The organism is Rhizorhapis suberifaciens (assembly GCF_014200045.1).
Taxonomy (GTDB): Bacteria; Pseudomonadota; Alphaproteobacteria; order Sphingomonadales; family Sphingomonadaceae; genus Rhizorhapis; species Rhizorhapis suberifaciens.
On record NZ_JACHOV010000012.1, the window covers coordinates 69,994 to 91,467 of the forward strand.

A 21,474-nucleotide genomic window follows, 5' to 3' on the forward strand; every position below is an offset into this window, starting at 1 on the left:
TGTATCAAGCCGCACGTGCAGCGAAAAAGTCAAGCCGCTCGCGGCCATATTCTTGGGTTCCATGCGATAAATCGTCGGTCGAACCAGCACCAAAGCGGCTCATCGCCTGCATGAGCAGGGATGCGCCCAACTGGGCTGAAACGGTTCCGCGCGAAAGCTCGGGTGACGATGTCTCTTCTACCGAACTTGGATCAAATGCCAGGGCGACATTGCCGATTGTCCCGGTGACGCCACTGTCCCACGTGAAGGCGGCGGTTGAGAGCGGCAGGTTGCGGCCGAGCTTCGTTTCGGAAGAAACCGCATTGGCGGACAGGCCGATTTCCTTGATGCCAAGTTCGGTGAGAGTCTTCAATTCGCCGTCGTCGGTCACGCCATTGGCATTGCCATCGGCCCAGATCTTGAGGTCGCCAAAGCGGGTATCAAGCGCGCTGATCTTGCCATCCCGGCTGGTATCGAGTTCGGCCAGGCCTTCCCATGCACTCTTGGCATTCGCCTTCTCCGTGAGGAACGATATTTCGGAAGCAGCGGTGATCTCACCATCGCCATTGCGATCGATGACCAGCATCCCATCCTTGCCGCTGACCCAGCCGGTATTGTCGGCAACGCCATCGCCGTCCATATCGAAGTTGGCTTTGGTCTTGCCCTTGCGGCGCGCCTCAAGGCCGTCGCCATCAAGATCGACCAGGATGGCGGACATCATGCCGAACGAGCGATTGCGAAACTCGACAATGGCGGCTGGAGCAATCAGCCCCGCGCGTGCATCAAACGCGCCCTGGGCTTTGCTTGGAATGACATGCAGGCCGCCACTGGCGGACGCGATGCGATAGTGCTTGGACTTGCCGTCCCATTGGCTGGACTGCAGCGTGATGGCGGGCGGCGGAGGTACGGATGGGGTTTCGCCGCCCTCGCCTCCATCGGGATCGGTTGTCCCGCCGGTTCCGGCGGAATAAGCAAAGCCCGCATCCAGCACGCGGCCCTGGCGGCCGCCAGTGAGCGTGTAGCTGGCGATATTGTAGACAACGTTGGCGCCAGCGATACCGGTCGCCTCGCCGGTGGGCGCGCCAGTGAGCGAGATCGACGTGACGCCGGCCTCGGCCAGGGTCTTGAGCTCGCCGGTATCGGTCAGGCCATCTATATCGCCATCGAACCACAGACGGAAATTGCCGTACTGCGTGTCGCCAGCATCCAGTATCCCGTTGCCGTTCGAATCGAAGGCGACAAGCCCTTCAAGATCGGTCTGCGCGCCCGCCTTGTCGCCGACGAAGGAGATTTCGGAGATATTGTCGATGACGCCATTGCTATTGCGGTCGAGCGCGAGCAAGGCGTCGCCCTGTTCGATCCAGCCGGTCTGGTCGAGAATGCCATCGCCGTTCATGTCGAACTTGGTGGGGCTGCCTGCAAGCGGCACCAGCCCCGCGCCGTCTTCGTCGAAATCGAGGACGATCGGCGCGGCGATTTGTGGTTCGGTATAGGCGAGCAGGAGATTGCTTGCGCTGCCGGTCGAGCCGTCGGTGAATTCGACCGTGAAGCTGTCTATCGCGCGGCTCTCGCCGATGCCCAGAGTGAAAGGCGTCGCAATGCCCGGCAGCACAAGCGCCGAAATCCCGGCCTGCGAAAGCGATTTCATTTCGCTGGCCTGGCTGACGCCATCCTGGTTCGCGTCCTGCCAGAGCAGCAATTCGCCAAACCGGCTGTCGTTGGCGTCGAGGCGGCCGTCGCTGTTTTCATCGAGTCCGCGAAGCGGATTGAGGCTGAAGCTTTGGTCACCCAATGCCAGTTCCGCACCACTGCCGATCAAGCCGTCGCCGTTAATGTCCATGCCCAGCAAGGCATCTCCGGTCCCAACCCAGGCGCTGGGAACCACCGCACCACCATTCGCCTGATCGAACGCAATCGTAGTGCCCGACAAGTCGGTGATCGACACACCGTTCCCGTTAAAGTCAATGCCGACCGCCTCGACGTGCGAGCCGATGATCGTGTTCATTTCACCATCTCGCAGATAGGAGAAGAACGCATCGCCGATGGTCCCAACTGATCCATCGGTCCGAACAAAATCGGAATAGCCGTACACCAAATTGTCGAGAGAAACGGAATCCCATGTCTGACCGGTGATCGTAAGGGTCAGATTGATTGCCGCGATTCCCGCTTCATCAAGGGATTTGAGTTCGCCCGAATCACTTACCCCATCCTGGTCCAAGTCCTGCCAGATGCGGAAATCGGCAAAGCGAGCGTCATTGGTATCGAATAGTCCGTCGTTGTTGCTGTCATAGGCGCGCAGGCCTTCAAGATCGGACACCGCACCTTCGAGATCGGGTTGGAATGAAATCTCCGATACATCGTCGATCATTCCATTGCCATTTAGATCGATCGCCAGGAGGCCATCATCCGCCGCAGCCCAACCCGTAATGTCCCGCACGCCATCGGCATCCATATCGAAGCGTATGGTTGAGCTTTGTGGCGACGCAAGCTCCACACCATCCCCATCAAGATCGAGCACGAGCGGCGCTGCAAAACTTGAACCCACGGTAATGGTTATACTATAAATTTGACTGGATTGGCCCGAGCTGACCACATAATAGTTAAAACGTGCAGGAGAACGTTGGGGAACATAAAATATGCTCCACGTGCCTGGTGTCGATGTTGATGTTGCTGTCGGCTGATCTGGAGTTATCCAACTGCTTCCATTCCATTCTTGGTAATTTGTCACGTATCCACCAGAAAAGGTATTGAAGGCGGAGTTCGTGTCCGGATCGTATCCAGTGATAGTAGCGCTAATTAATGGGGGCATAGGGGGGTACGTTCCACCACCCCCATAAGTAAATGTCCCACTGATCGATGCCGACGGCGCTTCATTGACGTTGTTGACCGCCGTCACGGCGAACGTGCTCTGCACATAGTTACCACCCCCGTTACCCTGGTCCCACAGGCCAACGGTAAGATTGAAGCTCTTGGGCTGGCTTGCGTCCTCATAATTGAGCGATTTTGCCAGCGAGATCTGCCCCGTTGAGCTGTTAATCAGGAAGTAGTCGCTATTCGTACCGGAAAGCGTGTAATAGAAATTCTTCTTCGCCGGGTCGCTATCGGGATCGCTGGCAAGCATCCGCCATTGCCAAGAGGTCGCGTTGCCGGGTTGCTCATTGACGGTGATGCTGAGCGGATTGAGTGTCGGCGCTTCGTTCAAATCATTGATGTTGATCCGCACGGTCGTTGAATTCATCCGCGCCGTGGAGTTGTTGAGATCGTCGGTTACATAGACGGTCTCGTTATAATATTTGTTGGAGCCCAGCGCTTCATAATTGATGCCGCCAACGACCGTGATCTGGCCCGTCGTCGCATTGATCTGGAATTTGCCGTCTGCCGAGGTGCTCGATACCGAGAAGGCGCCGTCGGCCGACGCCCGTGCCGAGCCGCCGGCAAAATAATAGCGCCTGGTGCCGTAGCTCGCGGTGTAGCTGTCCACGTCACTTGCGGCGACGGTACCCACCACAGTACCTGTGCCAACATTTTCATTGATGCCGAATGGTCCCGTCGCGGTGAAGGTCGGCCGCTCGTTCTGGTCGGCGATCGCGACGCTCAATGTCTTGGTATAGCTCAGCCCGCCATTGTCGATCGCCTGTACCGTGATCGAATAGACATGGCTCGCCGAAGCTTCATAGTCGATTTGAGACGGCGTGCTGGTGGCAACGGTAATGGCGCCAGTGCTGCTATTGATGGCAAAGCGGCCGCTGGCATTATCGGTCAGGCTGTAAATGAAGGATCCGCCATCCGGGTCGACGGCCGCGACCGTGACGCCGCCCGCGCCATAGGCCGGGTTCTCGATGATGCTGCCGGAAACGCCGATATCCGTCGGCGCGGCATTGACGATGACCGGCACCGAGACGGCGGTCGTGGTGGCGGTGTCGCCATTGCTGTTTTCGACAGCCTTCGCCGTTACCGAGAGGTTGAAGTCCTGATAATAGGCGGCGGGGCCGGTAAGCGCGAGACCGCTCAGTTGCGCCGAGGTCAGCGTCCAGGTGGCCGTACCGGAGTTGTATGTACCCTTGTTGAGCGACAGGCCCGCAGGAACGCCGGTGATAAGGATGGTCTGGGCCTCCGAACCGTCGGTATCCGGGAAGTTGACATTGATGCTCAGGGGTATGGTCTGGCCGCCATGAAAGCTGCCCTTGCCATCGAGGGCTGCGCCGGCCTTTGCAAGCGTGATCGCCGGCATGTCGGCCTTAGCCCCGACGGTCACGTCGAATGCCTGTTGCTGGCTATACCGCCCCCCACCATCATAGGCCCAGATCACGACCTGCGCGGTGCCATAGGCGTTAGCGACAGGCGTGATCGTTGCGGTTCGCTGATAGAAGGCGTCCGGCGAGCCGAAGCTGACGGACTGAATGAGGCTGTAATCCTCAAGTCCCGTCGTCTTGTTGTAAACCTTGTAAACCAAGCCAACGCTGTTGGGAGCCGATGGCGTGCTGCCATCAAGTGTGTCGCTTGCGGTGATGCTGATAGCGAGCGGCGTATCCTCGCTCATCATCTGGTTGGCGATCGCGCTGACCACCGGGGGCGGGTTGTTGCCCCAATAGGTCTGCCAGCTCGTATAGTAATTGGTGTCGGCCATCAGCGCGTCGCGCGCGGCGATGGTCGTTGGTTTGGTCTTGGTCGCCATCAGATCGATGAGACCGTTGACGTTGATGACATTGCTGGCGTTCGCCTGAATGAACTTGATCTGGTAATTGGTCTGTGCGGCGAGCGAGGCGGTTGCAAACCAGTCCTTGATCGTTGTCACCGTTCCGGTCGCCACGACGGTGATCACCAGATCATCGCCGATATGCTCGAACCACAGGTCCTTATCCTGAATTGTTCCCTGATATCCCAGGAGGTCATTTTCACTAAGATCGATATGATAGTTATTGATGGTGTCGGCACCTGACGTCGTCAGGATGACATAGGTATCATTGCCCGCGCCGCCGGTCATGGTATCGCTGCCTGCACCGCCGTCGAGCACGTCATCGCCATCGTCGGCAAAGAGTTGGTCGTTCCCGTTGCCGCCGGTCAGCGTGTCATTGCCGCTGCCACCATGGATGATGTCGTCGCCGTCGCTGCCGTCGAGAATGTCGTTGCCGCCATCGCCATAAAGCGTGTCATAGCCGGCCTGTCCGTACAGGCTGTCATTGCCATTGCCGCCATAGATGAGGTCATCGCCTCCGGCACCATAAAGCGGATTGGCATTCGCATCGCCGGTCAGGTTGTCATTGTATTCCGTGCCTTCTAGGCCCTCAACGCCACTATGAGTGTCGCCAATGGCGTTGCCCGTGTTGGCAGCGGCATTAGAGAGATTGACCGTAATGCCTGCAGTCGCCAGCGCATTGAGGCTGTTCCAGCGGTAGGAGGCGATGTCGGTGCCAAGCCCGCCGACAAGGGCGTCAGCGCCTGCGCCACCGATCAGGAAATCATTGCCATCACCACCGTTCAGCGTGTCGTTTCCGGCATCGCCGTAGAGCGTGTCGTCATTAGCGTCGCCCGAAAGATTGTCGTTGCCAGAACCACTGCTCAGCGTGTCGTTCTGAGAGCCGCCAGAAAGCGTATCATCACCAATGCCGCCATCGAGCGTGTCGATTCCGCTGCCGCCTGTCAGCGCGTCGTTGCCGTCACCGCCCGAGAGGCTGTCGTCGCCGTTGCCGCCATCGAGCAGGTCGTCGCCACCGTTGCCGGCAAGCGTGTCATTCCCATCAAAACCGTAGATCTGATCGATACCGGCAGCCCCCGACAGCGTGTCGTTGGCCGCGGTGCCATTGATGATGTCGATGCCGTCGGCGACAGCGAAGGTCAGCGTCTTGGTGAAGGACAGGCCCGCGCCATTGCGATCGGTGGCCGTCACCGACACCTGCACCGTCGGCGTCGCTTCAAAGTCGAGCGCCTGGCCTGCGCGCAGCTTTAGCGTCTTGCCGCCAATGACCTCGAACCGGCTGTCGCTGGTGGTGAAGATCGACTGACCAAAATCGCTGTCCTGCGGCAGATCGACGTCGGTCGCGGCAAGATCGCCCACGATAATGCCGGTCTGGTTCTCAGGGATACCGTCCAGCGAAGGCGGCAGCAGGGCATAGCTGATGTCGGTGGGTGCATCATTGACGGGATTGACCGTCACATCGACCGTGAATTCCGCGCTGTGCTGATCGGCATCGGTCACGATGATCGTGAAGCTGTCCGGCCCGAAATAATCGGCAGCGCCCAGATAGGTGAACTGTCCCGTCGCGGTATCGAGGGTCACGGTTCCGTGCGCCGCATTCTGGCCGATCTGATAGCCAGTGATGTTGCCGTCGTGATCGACGACGCCGGAAGCTTGAATGCTGGTCGTCACGTCCTCACTGGCGACGAGCGCAATATCGGTCACGACCGGTGCCGCAAGCCCGCCGGCCCACCAATAGCCTGCCGCCGCATTGGTGATGGCGGCCGGCACGCTGGCCGGAGCCGCCAGGGCGACAGCACTCATTTGGTCGATCAGCGGTTGCGCATAGGCCAGATAGATGGCGTGCGTCTGCGTGGCGATCCGCCGGACCGTCGTCGGGTTGCTTGCCGCATAGAAATTGGAAAGCGTTACCTTGGTCGTACCGCCGGCGATTGTGATTAGGAGGTCATTGCCGGTGCGCGCGAGCCAGATGTCGCCATAAGCGACGGTAGCATCAAAGATGATCTGATTAACGCCGCTGGCATCGACAACTGTGTCGAGACCGCTGTCCTTCGAGAAGAGATAGACGTCGTCATTGAGCCCGCCTTGCAGCATGTCATCGCCCAGGCCGCCGGTCAGCTGATCATTACCATCCCCGCCCCAGAGCCCGTCATTGCCCGCATCGCCGATGACGACGTCATCGCCCCCATCGCCATAGACGGTATCGTCGCCATCGCCTGCGACAAGCTGGTCGTTACCGGCATCGCCGTGGATGATGTCCACGCCCGCACCGCCGTCAATGATGTCATTGCCGATCCCGCCCGAGGCAGTGTCATTGCCATCGCCTGCCGACATATTGTCGCTGCCATCGCCGCCATCGAGCGTGTCATTGCCGATATCGCCAATAAGGACGTCATCGCCGCCATTGCCCGTCAGCGTGTCATTACCGTCAAGACCATTAAGGACGTTGCCATTGGCATCGCCGGTCAGGACATCATCGCCGATGATCGAGCCGGTCACATTCTCGATGCCTGAGAGAATGTCTCCGGCGGCATCCCCGCCGCTTTGGGCCGTGGTCAGATTGAGGTTCACGGTCACCGCCGCGCTCGAACGCACATAGCGCGCCGTGTCGATTCCAGCATCGCCGCTGAGCGTATCCGCCCCAGCTCCTCCTTCCAAATCATCGTCGCCATCGCCGCCGCTCAATGTGTCGTTGCCGGCAGCCCCCGAGAGCGCATCATTCCCCGTAAGACCGCTTAGCGTGTCATTGCCGGTACTGCCCAGGATCAAGTCATCAACGCCGTCGACGCCATTGCTATTGAGGCGAAGATTGCGAAGATCAGCCGAGAGGCCGTCGTGCAATTGCAGTGTTTCCACCTGCTGATTGGCGACGGCCTGGTTCTTGATCGTCACGGTGCCGCGCGCGCTCAGCACCAGGTCATTGCCCGACCAGCTGGCGCTGAGATCAGAAAGGCTGATGCCACTGCCCAGCTCCAGCGTATCGTCGCCGCCAGCAACCGAGGCATCGAACTTTTCCCGCGTGACCTGGACGCTCGATCCCACGCGCGCAAAGCCGTTCTTCCAGTCGGTGAGAGCCCAGGTCGAGGGGGCGGGCGCGCTGGCTTGGCTGCTGGTGTAGCTGTAGGTTCCATCGAGCGCGACTTCACCAGTCGCAGCGATCGTTACCAGCAGGCGGTATTGGTAGAATTTGCCGCTCTTGCCGAGATAGGTCCAACCAACGGTATAATAGCCATTGTTTGGCGTACCATCGGGGCCAACAAGGACCCCTTGCGCATTGACGATCTGCTCAACCGCGAACTTGCCGTCCTGGATGATGTCGCTGCCTGTCGACACGTCATAAGTGTAGATATCATCGCCCAGGCCGCCCATCAGGACATCGTTGTCCGCCCCCGAGCCGCCGCTCAGCACATTTTCGCCAGCGTCGCCGCCAAGATGGTCGGCGCCGGCGCCGCCCGTCAGATTTTCGATGCTCGCAAAGCTGTCGCCGGTAGCATCGCCGGCATTGACCGCGGCATTGTCGAGATATGCGTAAACAGCCCCGCTCGCGCCGGCATAAGAGGCGGTATCGCTGTCGGCGCCGCCGCTCAGGATATCGGCTCCAGCGCCACCAATCAGGATATCATCGCCGCTGCCGCCATAAAGGACATCAGCGCCAGTACCGCCCGTCACTGAATCCTGCCCGGTGTTGCCGTTCAGAATGTCATTGCCGTCGCCGCCGTTGACGGTATCGTCACCCGCGCCACCGGTGATCCAGTCGACGCTGGCGGTGCCGGTGAGCGTATTGTTGGCGTCGGTGCCCTGGACTCCCGCCGCGGTAGCCGTCATGTCCTGCGTACCGGTCGCTGCAAATACGAACCGTTCAATCGGGGAATTGGCCGTCGTTGAGACAAACCAGTCCTTGAGGACAATCTGATCACCGATGGATGCGAAGGATTGGGTCCCGGCATTCTCCGTACTGATGCCAATGAGGAGATCGTTGCCGCTCCTCTGCATCACCAGATCCTGAATATTGATGCCCATGTCGAACTCAAGGGCATCGCTGTCGCTCGTCGACACGTCCTTGCCGACCTGGCCGCCTGCCGCCGGTACCAGCCGGGAAAGCGTGCCTATGCCTGTCGCGGTGTTGTAGTCGTAATTGAAGCGGCCGAGCCAATTGGAACCATCGAAGACCACCTCGGTGCCGTTCCGCAGCACCCGGTTCGTGGCGCTGTCATAGGTGTAGCCACCGGCTGTGTTCCAGCCATTCCCGGTCGATACGACCTCCCAGGTTCCAGCATAATCGTCGATGAGCGTGTCGAGACCATCACCGCGGCTGATCCGGACGACGTCGTTGCCGACGCCGCCCACGATCATGTCGTTGCCGTGCCCGCCGGTGAGCAGGTCGTTACCGAGACCGCCGTAAAGATCGTCATCAGCGCCATCGCCCGAAAGCAGGTCATTGCCGCTTCCGCCCAGGATCATGTCGCTGTCGCTGCCGCCGACGAGGATGTCGTTGCCGTCGTCGCCGCCAATTTCGTCGTGGCCCCGACCGCCGATGCCGACATCGTCCCCGCCGAGCAGCTGGAGACGGTCATCGCCGTCGCCGCCCACGACGAAATCATTGCCATCGGTGCCGATGATGACGTCGTTCTCCGCGGTGCCGACGACGAACGAGGTAAAGTCGCCAACGCGAATGGCCTGCCCATCCGCGAATTCCAGCCATTCGACCTTCTTGTAGCTGTCGAACCAGCCGGTGAGCGTCAGTTCATCGCCGGTAAGGACGCCGTTCTGCGCGATCTTGATGATCAGATCCATGCCGGGCGCGCCCGACGTCCCCGACCGGACCAGAACGATATCGCCAAGGCCAATTCCAGCCCCAAACACCACGCGGTCGCTGCCGTTCAATGGTGCGCCGTTTTCCGAATAGATACTGGATCCCGTCCAGTCCTTGAGGTCCGCGTTGCTGTTCTTCTGCTGGACAGCCGTATAGAGGCCGTCGGTGGAGCCGGCGGCATTCAGTCCATCCTCAACGACATCCTTGCCGTCGCCCAGCCGGAACAGATAATAGTCGCCGCCAGCCGCGCCTTTGAGGCTGTCGCCATCGCTCGCGCCACCCGCAAGGACATCGTCGCCTGCGCCCCCCGTCAGCGTATCGACGCCGTCACCGCCCTCGAGCCAGTCCGAACCTTCGCGGCCCTTCAAAATGTCATTGCCCGCGCCGCCGTTGAGATAATTGCCGTCGCCGCCCAGCGCATTCTGGTCCGCGGTGCCCGCATCGAGCACGTCATCGCCATCGCCGCCCAGCAGCCAGTCGTCGAGGCGTCCGCCATAGAGCGTGTCGCTGCCTGCACCGCCGAAGATGTTGTCGCCACGGTTGGAGGCATAGATCGTGTCATTGCCATCGCCGCCATCGACGGTCGCGGCCACATCGATGTCGAGCACCCGATTGTCCGCCGTCGCGAAATCCACCGTCGTCGAAGCCGCCATGGTGCGCGAGCGCGACAGGGTGAACCTCGCCTGCCCGGAGGCTTCATCCAGCACCACATTGTCGATCCACACCAAAGGCTCAGTGCCCGCGCCATCGACGATTGTGCCGGTTCCCGACACGACCGATGCGCCATTGGCGAGCGCCGCCGCGCCTGCGGTCACCGTGGCTTTCAGCGTGAAGCGTTCATTGGCCTCGATATTGAGGAACTCGGGTTCGCCATTGCCGGGGGTGATGACCTGCCCATTGTAAATCACCGGTCCGACATAAGCGGGGTTGGCGACATTATCGGCGACAATCGCCGTGCGCACGAAGAGCTGCGTCACGCCCGCAGCGAAGGTGGCGCTGGTTGCGTTGGTCCAATTGACGCCGTCAGTCGACACCTGGATGTTGGCGGCGCCCGTGCTGCCATAATCCACGCCCAGGCCCGAGGCCTTGTCATTGGCCAGCGCCAGCGCCACCGTGACCGCGCTCGACGCGGCTTTCGAGAGCGACAGGCGGAACACGGCATAGCCGTCATTTTCCCAGGCATAGCTGTTTCCGACCATCAGCGTCGGCAGCGCGGCGGTGCCATCCACGATGGTGGCCACCGCTTCCCCACCCATGATCTGCATGTCCGGCGCGTTCGACAGCCTGCCAAGGAAGCTTTCGGTCGCCTCGGCAAGGCCGTCATTGGCGACCGTGACCGTAACCGTTTTGCGCCAGTCGGCCGCGGCGAAGGTCACGCTCGTCGTCAAGGTCGTGAAATCGGAACCCGTGGCGGCGATGTCGTTGCTGAGATGGCCGTTGACCGTGAACCCGCGCTGATCGGCGAGGCTGCCCGTCCGCAGGTCGATCGTCTCGCCCGCCGTCGTGCCTTCGATCGTCGTCTGTCCGGCGATGTCGATCGCATCGCCCAGCACATAATCGCCGACACCGGTCAGGCGGCTGATCTGCCCGCTATAGGGATCATAATCAAAACCGAACTCGACATTGGCAGCGCTCGTTTGCGCCTCGCCCATCAAATAGGAGAAACCGCCGAACCAGTCGGACGCGGCGCGGCGCGTCAGGCCGAGCTCGTCGGCGCGGGCGAGGGTGAGCAGCGTCTCGATCGCGAACACGCTATTTGGTTCAGCGGAAACGAGCGCATTGATCACCGAGGAATTGGCGAGGTAGCTCTCATATTGCTGCGCGGCCGAGATATTGCCCAGCAGCACATTGGTGTCGAAATTACGCGGATCGAGCCCGCCCATCTCGAACATGTTGTAAAGGGCGCGCTTGACGTAAATGTCGCCGCCCGCAATCTTGAAATCGGGGTCGGCAAGGCCGGTATAGACGCCATAGCCAATCGCCCTCGTCGCCGCGTCCTCGCCCGAAAAACGCTCCGTGATATCCCCTCCCTTTTTGGGCTTGTAGACGAACTTCTTGCCCCGCATGCCATAGCTGCCGGACTGAACGGCAGCGGGCTCGAGCAGCGTGCCGCCGGTGGCCGCGAGAACGGCGTTGAAGGTTTCCGAAGCCGACGACGCCAGCGAACGCGCAGCGTCCTTCGATCCGCCCTTCTTCGACCGAACATTGGCGACAATGAACTTGCCTTCGCCCTCGCTCCATTGCGCATCCGCCCAGGAGCTTGGCGTCCCGCCAAAGAGAGAGCCGATCAGGCCGCCAACGATGAAGCCCACAAAGGCAACAACAGCAAAACCGATAGGTGTCAAAGCCAGCCCTGCTGGTGCGAGCAAGGCAGTAACTCCAATAGGAGCAAGAGCCGCGCCCACCGACGCGCCGATCTGCCCGCCAACCGTGTCGAAGCTGATGACCTTCGAGGCCAGGAACGAACCGACGAATCCACCGATGACATTGCCGACATTGACGCTGCCCAGCACGTCGCCCAGCTTCTGCGCTCCAGACACCAGTTCAGGCAACGCCTCTATGATCGCCGAAACATAGGCTCCGCTCGCACTATTGGCCAACTGCCCGGTAAAGCCGTCTAGCCCGATCGCGTTGACCAGCTCCGCTGTCAGGAACGACGATACCGCGCCTATGCCAGCAGATTTGAGATTTGAGAGGAATTCATGGCCAGTGGCAGAAAAGGCATCCTTAGCCGCCTGTATTTCCGACTGTCTGCCTATGACGCCATCAAGCACATCTCCAAGATTGTCGCCAAGCGTCTTAAGCGCGGCGGAATAGACGACCCCCGTCAATTCGTTGCCACCAGCCAAGCGGTAGCCGAGCGTTGATCCTAAAACCGAGCCAAAATCTGAAAACTCGATGCCAACGGGATTGTTGATGATCTTGATATCAGTCGAAACTACTTTACCTGCACCATCGAGTTGCTGAACAACGGCAATATTTGGTTTATTTGTGGTTATATCAATAGAATCAAATATAGTTTGCTTTGTGACAATTGACTGTCCATTAAAATCTTGGACCTCAAATTCTACAAATCTTCCGGTTGCTTGCTCATAACCATAAAGAGGATCCCCCGGTTGCCCCCCCGATACAGGCACCATTCCGCTCGGAAGCAATATTCCTGTAACCGGGTCTTTTACACGCTCCGGCGTTCTGCGAGGCTGCACAAACTTCCGCTTTTGTGGTGCAGTAACAATGATGTCATTAACATCGTCGATACGATCACTTCCGATTATCAACGGCGATAGGTTGGGAATGACCATGTCCCTTAGAGGACCAGTTAGCATTAAGTCGCCAATAGTACCTATGTTATGAGCATACAAAAAATACCCGTCCGGATTTTGAAGCTCGATATGCTTTCCATAAACCTCCTTACCAAACGAGAGGGTTTTATCGACTGATATTTCACCAGTTACCGGATCATTGTCGGCAGTAAAATCTATCATTCTGGCGCCATTATTGCCTTCGAGCCAATCAATGATGTCGCCAGCCAGAGCAAATTTACCTGGGTCAATGTTAGAATATAAGTCGAAATGTACAGATTCCCAGAAATCAGAAGTGTGGAAGTCGGTTATCATCCCAGCCGGAGCTAATTGGACAACCCCATTGATTCGATTGCCATAGCCAAGCATATTAAGATACGCGAATAAACCGGCTGCAATCGGCCCTCCTTTTGAATGGCCATCTAGAAATATCGCGTCCTGTGAATAAAGGTTAAGTAGGGGTACAGCCATGTCCTTGAGGGCAATAATCGCGTCAATCGGCATCCCATATCTTGAAACCTCGCTATCGAAGCGGGCCGCTTCAGGAAAATCCAAATCGTAAGGCCCAATTCCGGCAGCAGATATTGTTATATTATTCGTAGTCTTCGATCGCAATATAAGCGCGTTCACCTCTGCTTGTTGAGCAGAAGAACTAGTGGAGGAGCTTGATAGAATTTCATAATTATCGATAAAAAAATCGATCTGCGTATCGTTAAGTTGCGCGACAAACGGTTGATTATATGGTCCTCCCGTACTGTCTCTCATCGCCGTCATAGCATTACGAATGGCTGCGTCTGACATGCCAGGCTGCAGTACACTTGCATAGTACGCATATGCTGTTTCTACGCTGGCGCTGTAATAATCTTTTACAGTTACCGGATTTTGAGAGCCCGACATTATTCACTCCTCCCCAGTTTACCCATAATATCATAGATACTACCATTACAGGTATCAGTGTACTCTTCCGGTCCAAAACTTATCGGGAATAAAACTCTATTTTTTTTAAACATTATTATTTCTTTACTATAAAAGTAAAATTTGCCGTTGTAAATAATCGGCCTTTTTTCCAAATATAAGTTATCTATATGTATTCTCCAAAATCGCAGCGGAGTATAATATATCTCGCCTTGCTGCTTTAGCGGCCTTATATAATAAGATCCAGAATCTGAAGGATCCAAGCCATCAGAAACTATTTTCTTTGCCAAATTTTTTGCCGTTTCCAAATCTTCATGGCTAATTCGTGGAAAGTTTTCACATACCTTCTTGAACTGCCACGAAGCGATGCGATCTTTCCGGGCGTTATCCCAGTGTGAAAAAAGCAATGAAAGTATGACTACGATGAATACCGCAATGTACAGGAACCGTCGGCTGGCGACCTTCATGCCATGCTCCCCTCATTTAGAAACGATTCGCTTTCCTTCGCCGCATTCGCCTGCGTCTGGTTCATCAGCAAAAAGAAGGCGATGCTAATCATGTGCCCTTGCTCCGCACCAGCTCATTTGCACGCCTCTTCGCCTCTTCCAGCCCCTTTTGCCTTGGGCCGCGATCGATCGGAATTGCGCGCGCGGGCGCGCCGTTGCCGGGCGAGGGGGCATAGACCCACATTCGCCCACCACTATCGCTTGCCGCCTGCTGGTAGAGCTTCACCGCTCGTGCCGTGTCCTGCGGCACACCCTTGCCTTCCTCGAACCTGATGCCGAGATCCAATTGCGCCTGCTTGTCTCCCGCCTGCGCACGCACCGCAAGCGCCTGCACTTGCCGATCGGCCGCGCCGGGTATCATCGATATGCCCATATAGCTGGAACGGGCGCATGCCGAGGCGCCCAGAAGCGCCAAGCCGATCAGCGGAGCGGTCGGGCGCTTCATCCCCGAATGCCTGGCATATGTGGCGATTGCCACCGGCGCATTTCTTCATCCCCCTCATTACCAATTCGTAATGTTCGAATATCGTCAGTCAAGGCAATTATCCAAGCTGAATAAAATCAAAGAGTCCAGTAATCTCCATTTTGCAATATTGTCCATTTTATACAATTTTCGCTTTCCCTTAGACGGTCGTCTCTCGAGACATATTGCGACTCATCTTTCTCGCCCCGCCTGTGCAATGCTGCTCTGCAAAGGCGACAAGAGATAGCTGATGATCCTGCGCGTTCCTGTACGAATATCCACAGTCGCGGCCAGACCCGGAGAAAGCGTCACTGGACGCCCATCCGCATCAACATAGTTTCGCTCCAGGATTATTGTCGCGATATAGACAAGGCCCAGTTCCTTGTCTTGCACCGCATCGCGGCTGATCGAGCGTACGCGTCCCGGGACTGTGCCATATCGCGTGAAGGGGAACGCCTCGAGCTTCACGGCGGCCTCCTGCCCCACATGGACAAAGCCGACATCCTTGTTGAGGACGCGCGCCTCCACCTTGATCCCGTCATTAGCGGGCACGAGCACCATCAGCGGCTTTGCGGCCTCGACCACGCCACCGATCGTATGGATCTCAAGTTGCTGGATGGTGCCGTCGGCAGGCGCGCGCAGGCGCTCAAGCCGGTTCTTCTGACTGGCCTTTGTCACTTCCTCCCGGCGCAAGATTGCCTCCGCCTCGGCTTTTGCGAGATCGGCCAGCGCTTCCCTGCGTGCCTGTTCGCGCGTTTCCCGGATTTGCTGCTCCAGCTTGCGCGCTTCGGAAAGGCCGCGGCCGATCTGCGTTTGCGCGACATCCCGTTCCCCTGCCTCCTGCCGCCTCTGGCGCTGGAGTTCAAGAAGCCGCAGACCTGGCGCATAGCCCTTGGCGTCGAGCGCATTCATGTTCTCGATCTGCCGGTCGAGGATGGGCACGGTGTCGGACAATTTCGCGACCTGCGCCCGCGCCGCCTGCGCGTCGGAAAGCGCCGTCGCCCGCGCGGCCGAAAGGCTGGCGGTGGTGGCATCGATCTGCACGATTTGCGCGGCGATCAGGCGCTTTTGCGTCTCGACAATATTGGCGGGGGTGCCCGATGGCGGGGTAAAGTTGAGGCCCTTGCCCGAAAGCGCATCAGCGATGGCGCGATTGCGCGCCGCCTCAAGCTCGGCGGCGGCCAGCGCCTTTTGCGCCTGGGCCAGGTCCGCGCCCGAAAGCGTCGGATCGAGCTCAACCAATGCCTGTCCCTTTTTCACGACATCGCCGTTATGGATATAGATGGCCCGCACCACGCCCCCGCTAGGGCTCTGGACGATCTTGATATTGCCGGTGGGCAATAGCTGCCCGGGGGCAGAGGCCACGACATCGACCCGGCCGAAGGTGGTCCAAAGGCAGGTGATGACAAGCCCAACCAGCAGAACCCATGTTACAACCCGGGCGGTGGGCGAAACCGGCCGCTCGATGACCTCCAGCGCGGCGGGCAGGAAATCGGTTTCGGCGGAGGGTATGAAACCCTTGCGCCGTTCGGTGTCGGCCTTCCACGAAGCCTTCAGCACCTCCCAATTATGCGTCCAGGCGTTCATGCCAGCACCCCTTCGGCGAGGCCTGTCTGCCGGCGATAGAGATCGGCATAGCGGCCATTGGCGCGCAGCAGCTCCTCATGCGTGCCCCGCTCGACGATGCGGCCGGCTTCAAGCGTGATGATGCTGTCGCATTGGCGGATGGCCGAGAGGCGATGCGCGATAATGATGACGGTCCGTCCCTTGGCCATCGCCTTGAGGTTGGTCTGGATGATCTCCTCACTTTCCGCATCAAGCGCGGAGGTCGCCTCATCAAGGATGAGAATGCGCGGGGAGGTGACGAGCGCGCGGGCAATAGCGAGCCGCTGCCGCTGGCCGCCAGAGAGGTTCGTGCCGCGCTCCTCGACCGGCGTGTCATAGCCCTGCGGCAGCTTGACGATGAATTCATGCGCGCCGGCCAGGGTCGCTGCAGCGATGACCTGTTCCAATGGCATGGCGGGATTGGCAAGGGCGATATTCTCGCGGATCGACCGGTTGAAAAGCAGATTTTCCTGGAGGACGACGCCGATTTGCCGGCGCAGCCAGGCGGGATCGATCTGCGCGATATCCACGCCATCGATGAGGACACGGCCGGAGGCGGGCACATAAAGGCGCTGCAGGAGCTTGGTCAGCGTGGATTTGCCCGAGCCCGATGATCCCACAATGCCGAGGGTCGATCCTGCCTCGACATTCAAGTCAATGTCCTCCAGCGTCCAGGCGCCTTCGAGGCCATAGCGGAACCTCACATTGTCGAACGCGACATGACCCTTGATCGAGGGCAGAGCGACGCGGCTGCCCGCTCCTGGCTCTACCGGCTGATTGAGGACATCGCCAAGGCGCTCGATCGCAATGCGCACCTGCTGGAAGTCCTGCCAGAGCTGCGCCATGCGGATGACCGGTCCTGACACCCTCTGCGCAAACATGTTGAACGCGACCAGGCCGCCGACCGTCAGATCCTTGTCGATCACCGCTTTTGCGCCGAAATAGAGGATCAGCACCATGTTAAGTCGGGAGATCAGCTGAATAAGCTGGCTTCCGCTATTGCTGAGATTGATGACCTTTTGCGAGGCAAAGCTGTAGCCTGCGAGCTGCCGTTCCCAACGATCCTGCCATTGCGGTTCGACCGCGCCGGCCTTCACCGTCTGGATACCGCCGATGCTTTCGACAAGGAGTGCATTGTTGGCGGCGCCGCGCTCGAACTTCTCCTCGATCCGCGCCCTCAATGGCCCGGTGACGAAGAGAGCCACCGCAAAATAAGCCGGTATCGCCAGCACTGCGATCAGGAAAAGCTGCCAGGAATAAATCCACATGACCACGAGAAACACGATCGTGAACAGTGGGTCGACGAGCACGGTCAAAGACGCATTGGTCAGGAATTCGCGGATCGTCTCAAGCTGCCGCACGCGCATGGCGATGTCGCCAACCCGTCTAGCCTCGAAATAGGCAAGATTGAGCCCAAGCAAATGCCGAAACAATTTGGCGCCAAGTTCCACATCGATCTTCTGGCTGGTTTCGGAATATAGCCGGGTTCGAAGCCAGCCAAATACCGTCTCCCAGACGGAGACCACCCCGAAACCAATAATGAGAATGGTCAAGGTGTCGAGCGTGTTGTGGACCAGCACCTTGTCGATCACATTCTGGAAGAAAAGCGGGGAAGCGAGACCCAGAAGGTTGATCCCCAGCGTCACCAGCAAGACCTCGCCGATCAGCCGGCGATATTTCACGATCTGGGGAACGAACCAGGAGACATCGAAGGCGCGCGAAATACCGCCCAGGCTTTCCCTCGTCGTCACCAGCATGAGTTCGCCCGACCAAAGGGCTTCAAGACCAGCGCGGTCGACCTTCGCCACCTGCGACGGGGCGGCATCGATATCGTGGCGCGGGGGCTGAATCAGAATTTCGTCGCCGACGACACGGCCAATGATGAACCAACCCTTCGGTCCATTGGCGAGAGCAGGCAATGGGATATTCTGCAGCTGGTCAAAGCTGGATCGCGTCGCTTTAGCGCGTACTTCGTCCTGCCGTTTTGCAAGTCGCCTAAGATCATCGGCATTAATGGAGCGATGATGACCAAGGCTATGCCTTAATTGCGCTGGATCGACCGCGATGCGATGCATGGCGAGCAAGGTAGCGTAGGCAATGAGACCGCTATCGTCTGCCGGGATCGGCATTGGCGGCCCTATCGGTCGGGGATCGGCTTCGCTCACTTCTTTCCTGTCTCAGGTGGCGCCGCCATGGAACCTGGCAACGGGGTCGTTGGACTATGGGTGATGAGATCGGCTTGCCGCCTAGCCTCTGGGGTAGATGCCATTGTGGGCTCATCAGAGGGCTGCTTTGGCGCCATAAGCCGTTGCCGGTCCTGATCAGGCGACCCGATGCGATCGAGCGCACGGATCACACCGTCCCAGGGCATGGCGCCGCGACGTTCAACCTTGCGCAAATGGAGTGCGGGATCATACAGCCCCACGCCAACAAGAAGCTTCCCAGCCTCCAGCTGGCCCAATTGGCGCAGCAATGAGGCCTCGGCGACATAAAGATCGCGATTGGATGCAAGGAGGCCTATCTCGGTTTCGCGAAGCGCGTTTTGTGCGTAAAGAACGTCGAATGTCGAGCGTAGCCCCGCGCGGTATTCCTCGAACGTCCCCTCATAATAAACCTGTGCCGCTTCGAGCTGGACTCGCTGCGCCTGCACGTTGCGCTCGGACGTCGCCATTTGGTTCCATGCGGAAACAAGATTCTGCACCATCTGCCGCCGCGCCGCTTCGATGCGAAGCCGATCGGCGCTGTTGCGGTCCAGCGCCTGGCCCACAAGCGCGCTCACGCGGCCACCGCTCGTCAAAGGAATGGTCAATGTCGCCCGGCCTGACAGCGACAGATCCTCATTATAGCCATGCAAGGGGGAGGCCGGACCAGTCACGCCTGCTATACCCCGCAGGGAAAAGATCGGATGGCCTTCGGCGCGCGCTGCGGCAATGCGCGCCCGCGACGCCTTCTCCGAATGGATCGCCGCCGCCAGTTCCGGGTTGAACCGCTGGGCGATGTCAAAGGCTTCATCGGCGGACTGCGGCACCAAAGGCAGCGGCGGTTCAGGCGCGAGCCTTCCCGGTTCGCGGCCCACGAGCGCTGTAAAGGCGGCACGGCTTTGCTGCAGTTGTGCCTGCGCGGCGTTCAGCTGTACGCGCGCGGATTGCAACTGCGTTTGTGCCTGGGCGATGTCGGTACGCGTGAGTTCGCCTGCCTCACGTCGAGCAATGACCTCGTCCAATGTCGCGCCAAGGACGTCGAGATTTTTCTGACGGATAACCACCGCCTTCATGTCGGTCCGGACATCGGCATAAGCTGCAATCAAGTCGACGAGCAGATCGCCCTCGGTCCCACGCAGCGCCTCTCTCCCCGCCTGGATCTGCGCCCGCGCGCTCAGGATATCGGCTTTCGCCCGCCCACCTGTATGCAAGGGCTGATCAACGACGAACTGTGCCCCCAAATCATTGCGGTCGATCATCGGATCATTGAGCTGGTCGACCAGGGGCCTGGCCGCCTGCGTGATCCGGCCTGGATCGATTTGTTCATATCCGCCTGAGACTTGAAGCTGCGCGTTCGCCCGGGTTGCAGAGAGAGCCAAGCCAAGCTCATGATCGGTTGCCCGCAGTTCATATCGCCTTGCCATGAGCAGCGGGTTGTTTTCATAGGCTTGGGCTATGGCGAGAGCGAGGCTGTCATCAGGCTCTGCCGCCTCACTGTCATTTGCATCAGGGGTTGGCCAAGGTTCAGGATAATCGCCTCGCGCTTTAGAAGGTTTGACGGACTTCTTGGTCCAGTCATGCGCTTGAGCCGAAATGACCGGTGCAGTCCATATCAGACCCACGAGCATCAGACACAGGCAAAGAAATTTTGTCCTTGCCATGCCTATGGGGATGAGCGGGGTCTCGGCAGTAATATGCCTCCAAACAGGCTCGCGCCGAAGCCGCGTGGCTTTGGCTGCCCTCGCCATCGCAATATTCATATGCGATCTGCCAGAAACCGGCAGAGCTCAACAGCAAAATAAGACGGGCAAGCGCCGAGTCCGATCTAGAAGCTTTATGAATGCCCCCGCGGCCTCCGCTTCCCCCAAGCGGAGTGTTCGTCATACGTGGCTAGATATCATTCTCGTCGAAAGGTCTAGGATAAGATATTTGATCAATGTACAGGGTCCACGCATCAGCGATGCTCCAGTAAGCGTGTGTTTTGCGCGTGGGAGCGGACCCGATTTTGTATATTGCCCCCCAGCGGCCGACACCGCTAACATGCTGCCAACGGCCATGCAATCAGTAATGTAAGATAACAAACCGTTTTCCATATACTATTGGTCCATAATGAAAATTCGGTTTGTCTCCTGACGGCCAACGTCGGTTTCCTTCTTTTCAATGCGCGCCTGTCCAACAGTCGGCAGAGTGTAACCTCATTAACCAAGAGCGTTCAAATTTCACTGGGGGTATGCAGCGGTTTCTTGTCACGACGACATTGACCCGTGGCAACCACCCACCTGTGGATTGCCGATTGCTCAAATGCCCCAAAGAAAGCGCCCCGACCATGACGGCCGGGGCGCTCCCTTAGCTTAACAATCAATTTGCCTGCGATCAGAACTCGTAGCCGAGTCCGACCAGCACCTGATGGCGGCTGAAGTCGCTCTCATAGTTGGAGTAGCGATATTCCGCCTTGGCAAAGGCACCCGAGCCCAGGCCGAGTTGCAGGCCAGCACCGGCACGCACGCCGTCACCATTCTCGCCATCGGAGACAGTTCCGGTGGAATCGGTGTAGGACAGCTTGAGCCGGGCGTTGGTGTAGCCCGCCAGCACATAGAGCTTGGCCCGATCGCCCAGATTTGTGCCGAGACGAGCGACGAGGCTCAGATCCCGACCGGTCTTGGCGCAAAGGCTGTCGCCGACTTCGAGCAGATCGCCGACGCATTCCTTGGTCGAGCTGTCATCGATGCTGCCTTCCACACCTACGAACATGTTCGGCCCCACCGGCAGGTCGTAGCCGAGTGCCGCACCATAAGCGATACCATCATCATCGGCGCCCGCTATCGAGACACTGTCCCATCCGCCATGAATGTCGGCGTGGAATCCGGCGGCGGCTGAGGGCGAGGCAAAGGCTAGCGCTGAAACAGCGCCAAGTATGAGAATACGCATGTAGGATTTCCCCCTGAAAATGGACTAATGGTTAGTAGCGACCTGCCGGTCTCCTGCCGGTTTTGC

The 21,474-nt window shown here is 58.7% G+C and carries 7 protein-coding genes; all 7 read right to left on the reverse strand.

Going from position 1 to position 21,474, the window contains the following annotated elements; translation table 11 throughout:
• Positions 1-4: 4 nt before the first annotated feature.
• Complete coding sequence (locus tag HNQ99_RS14455; protein WP_184476895.1) at positions 5-12,337, reverse strand: cadherin domain-containing protein; 12,333 nt, start codon at positions 12,335-12,337, stop codon at positions 5-7.
• A gap of 1,349 nt (positions 12,338-13,686) precedes the next feature.
• Positions 13,687-14,172 carry a hypothetical protein gene (locus tag HNQ99_RS14460; protein WP_184476897.1) on the reverse strand — a complete coding sequence of 162 codons (486 nt, stop codon included), beginning with the start codon at positions 14,170-14,172 and terminating at the stop codon, positions 13,687-13,689.
• Between the two features lie 88 nt (positions 14,173-14,260).
• On the reverse strand, positions 14,261-14,656 hold the full coding sequence (locus tag HNQ99_RS14465) for an SEL1-like repeat protein (RefSeq protein WP_184476899.1): 396 nt from the start codon (positions 14,654-14,656) through the stop codon (positions 14,261-14,263).
• A 210-nt stretch (positions 14,657-14,866) separates the two neighbouring features.
• The gene (locus HNQ99_RS14470) at positions 14,867-16,261 is read right to left on the reverse strand and encodes an HlyD family type I secretion periplasmic adaptor subunit (protein ID WP_184476901.1); all 1,395 of its coding nucleotides are present in this window, start codon (positions 16,259-16,261) and stop codon (positions 14,867-14,869) included.
• Positions 16,258-18,408, reverse strand: a complete 2,151-nt coding sequence (locus HNQ99_RS14475) for a type I secretion system permease/ATPase (RefSeq protein WP_184476939.1) — start codon at positions 18,406-18,408, stop codon at positions 16,258-16,260. Before HNQ99_RS14475 ends, HNQ99_RS14470 begins: the two co-directional genes overlap by 4 nt.
• Before the next feature lie 32 nt (positions 18,409-18,440).
• Positions 18,441-20,141: a TolC family protein gene (locus HNQ99_RS14480; RefSeq protein ID WP_221232707.1), complete on the reverse strand. Its 1,701-nt coding sequence runs from the start codon at positions 20,139-20,141 to the stop codon at positions 18,441-18,443.
• A gap of 712 nt (positions 20,142-20,853) precedes the next feature.
• Positions 20,854-21,408, reverse strand: coding sequence for an outer membrane protein (locus HNQ99_RS14485; protein ID WP_184476905.1), 555 nt, complete (start codon positions 21,406-21,408; stop codon positions 20,854-20,856).
• Positions 21,409-21,474 lie beyond the last annotated feature (66 nt).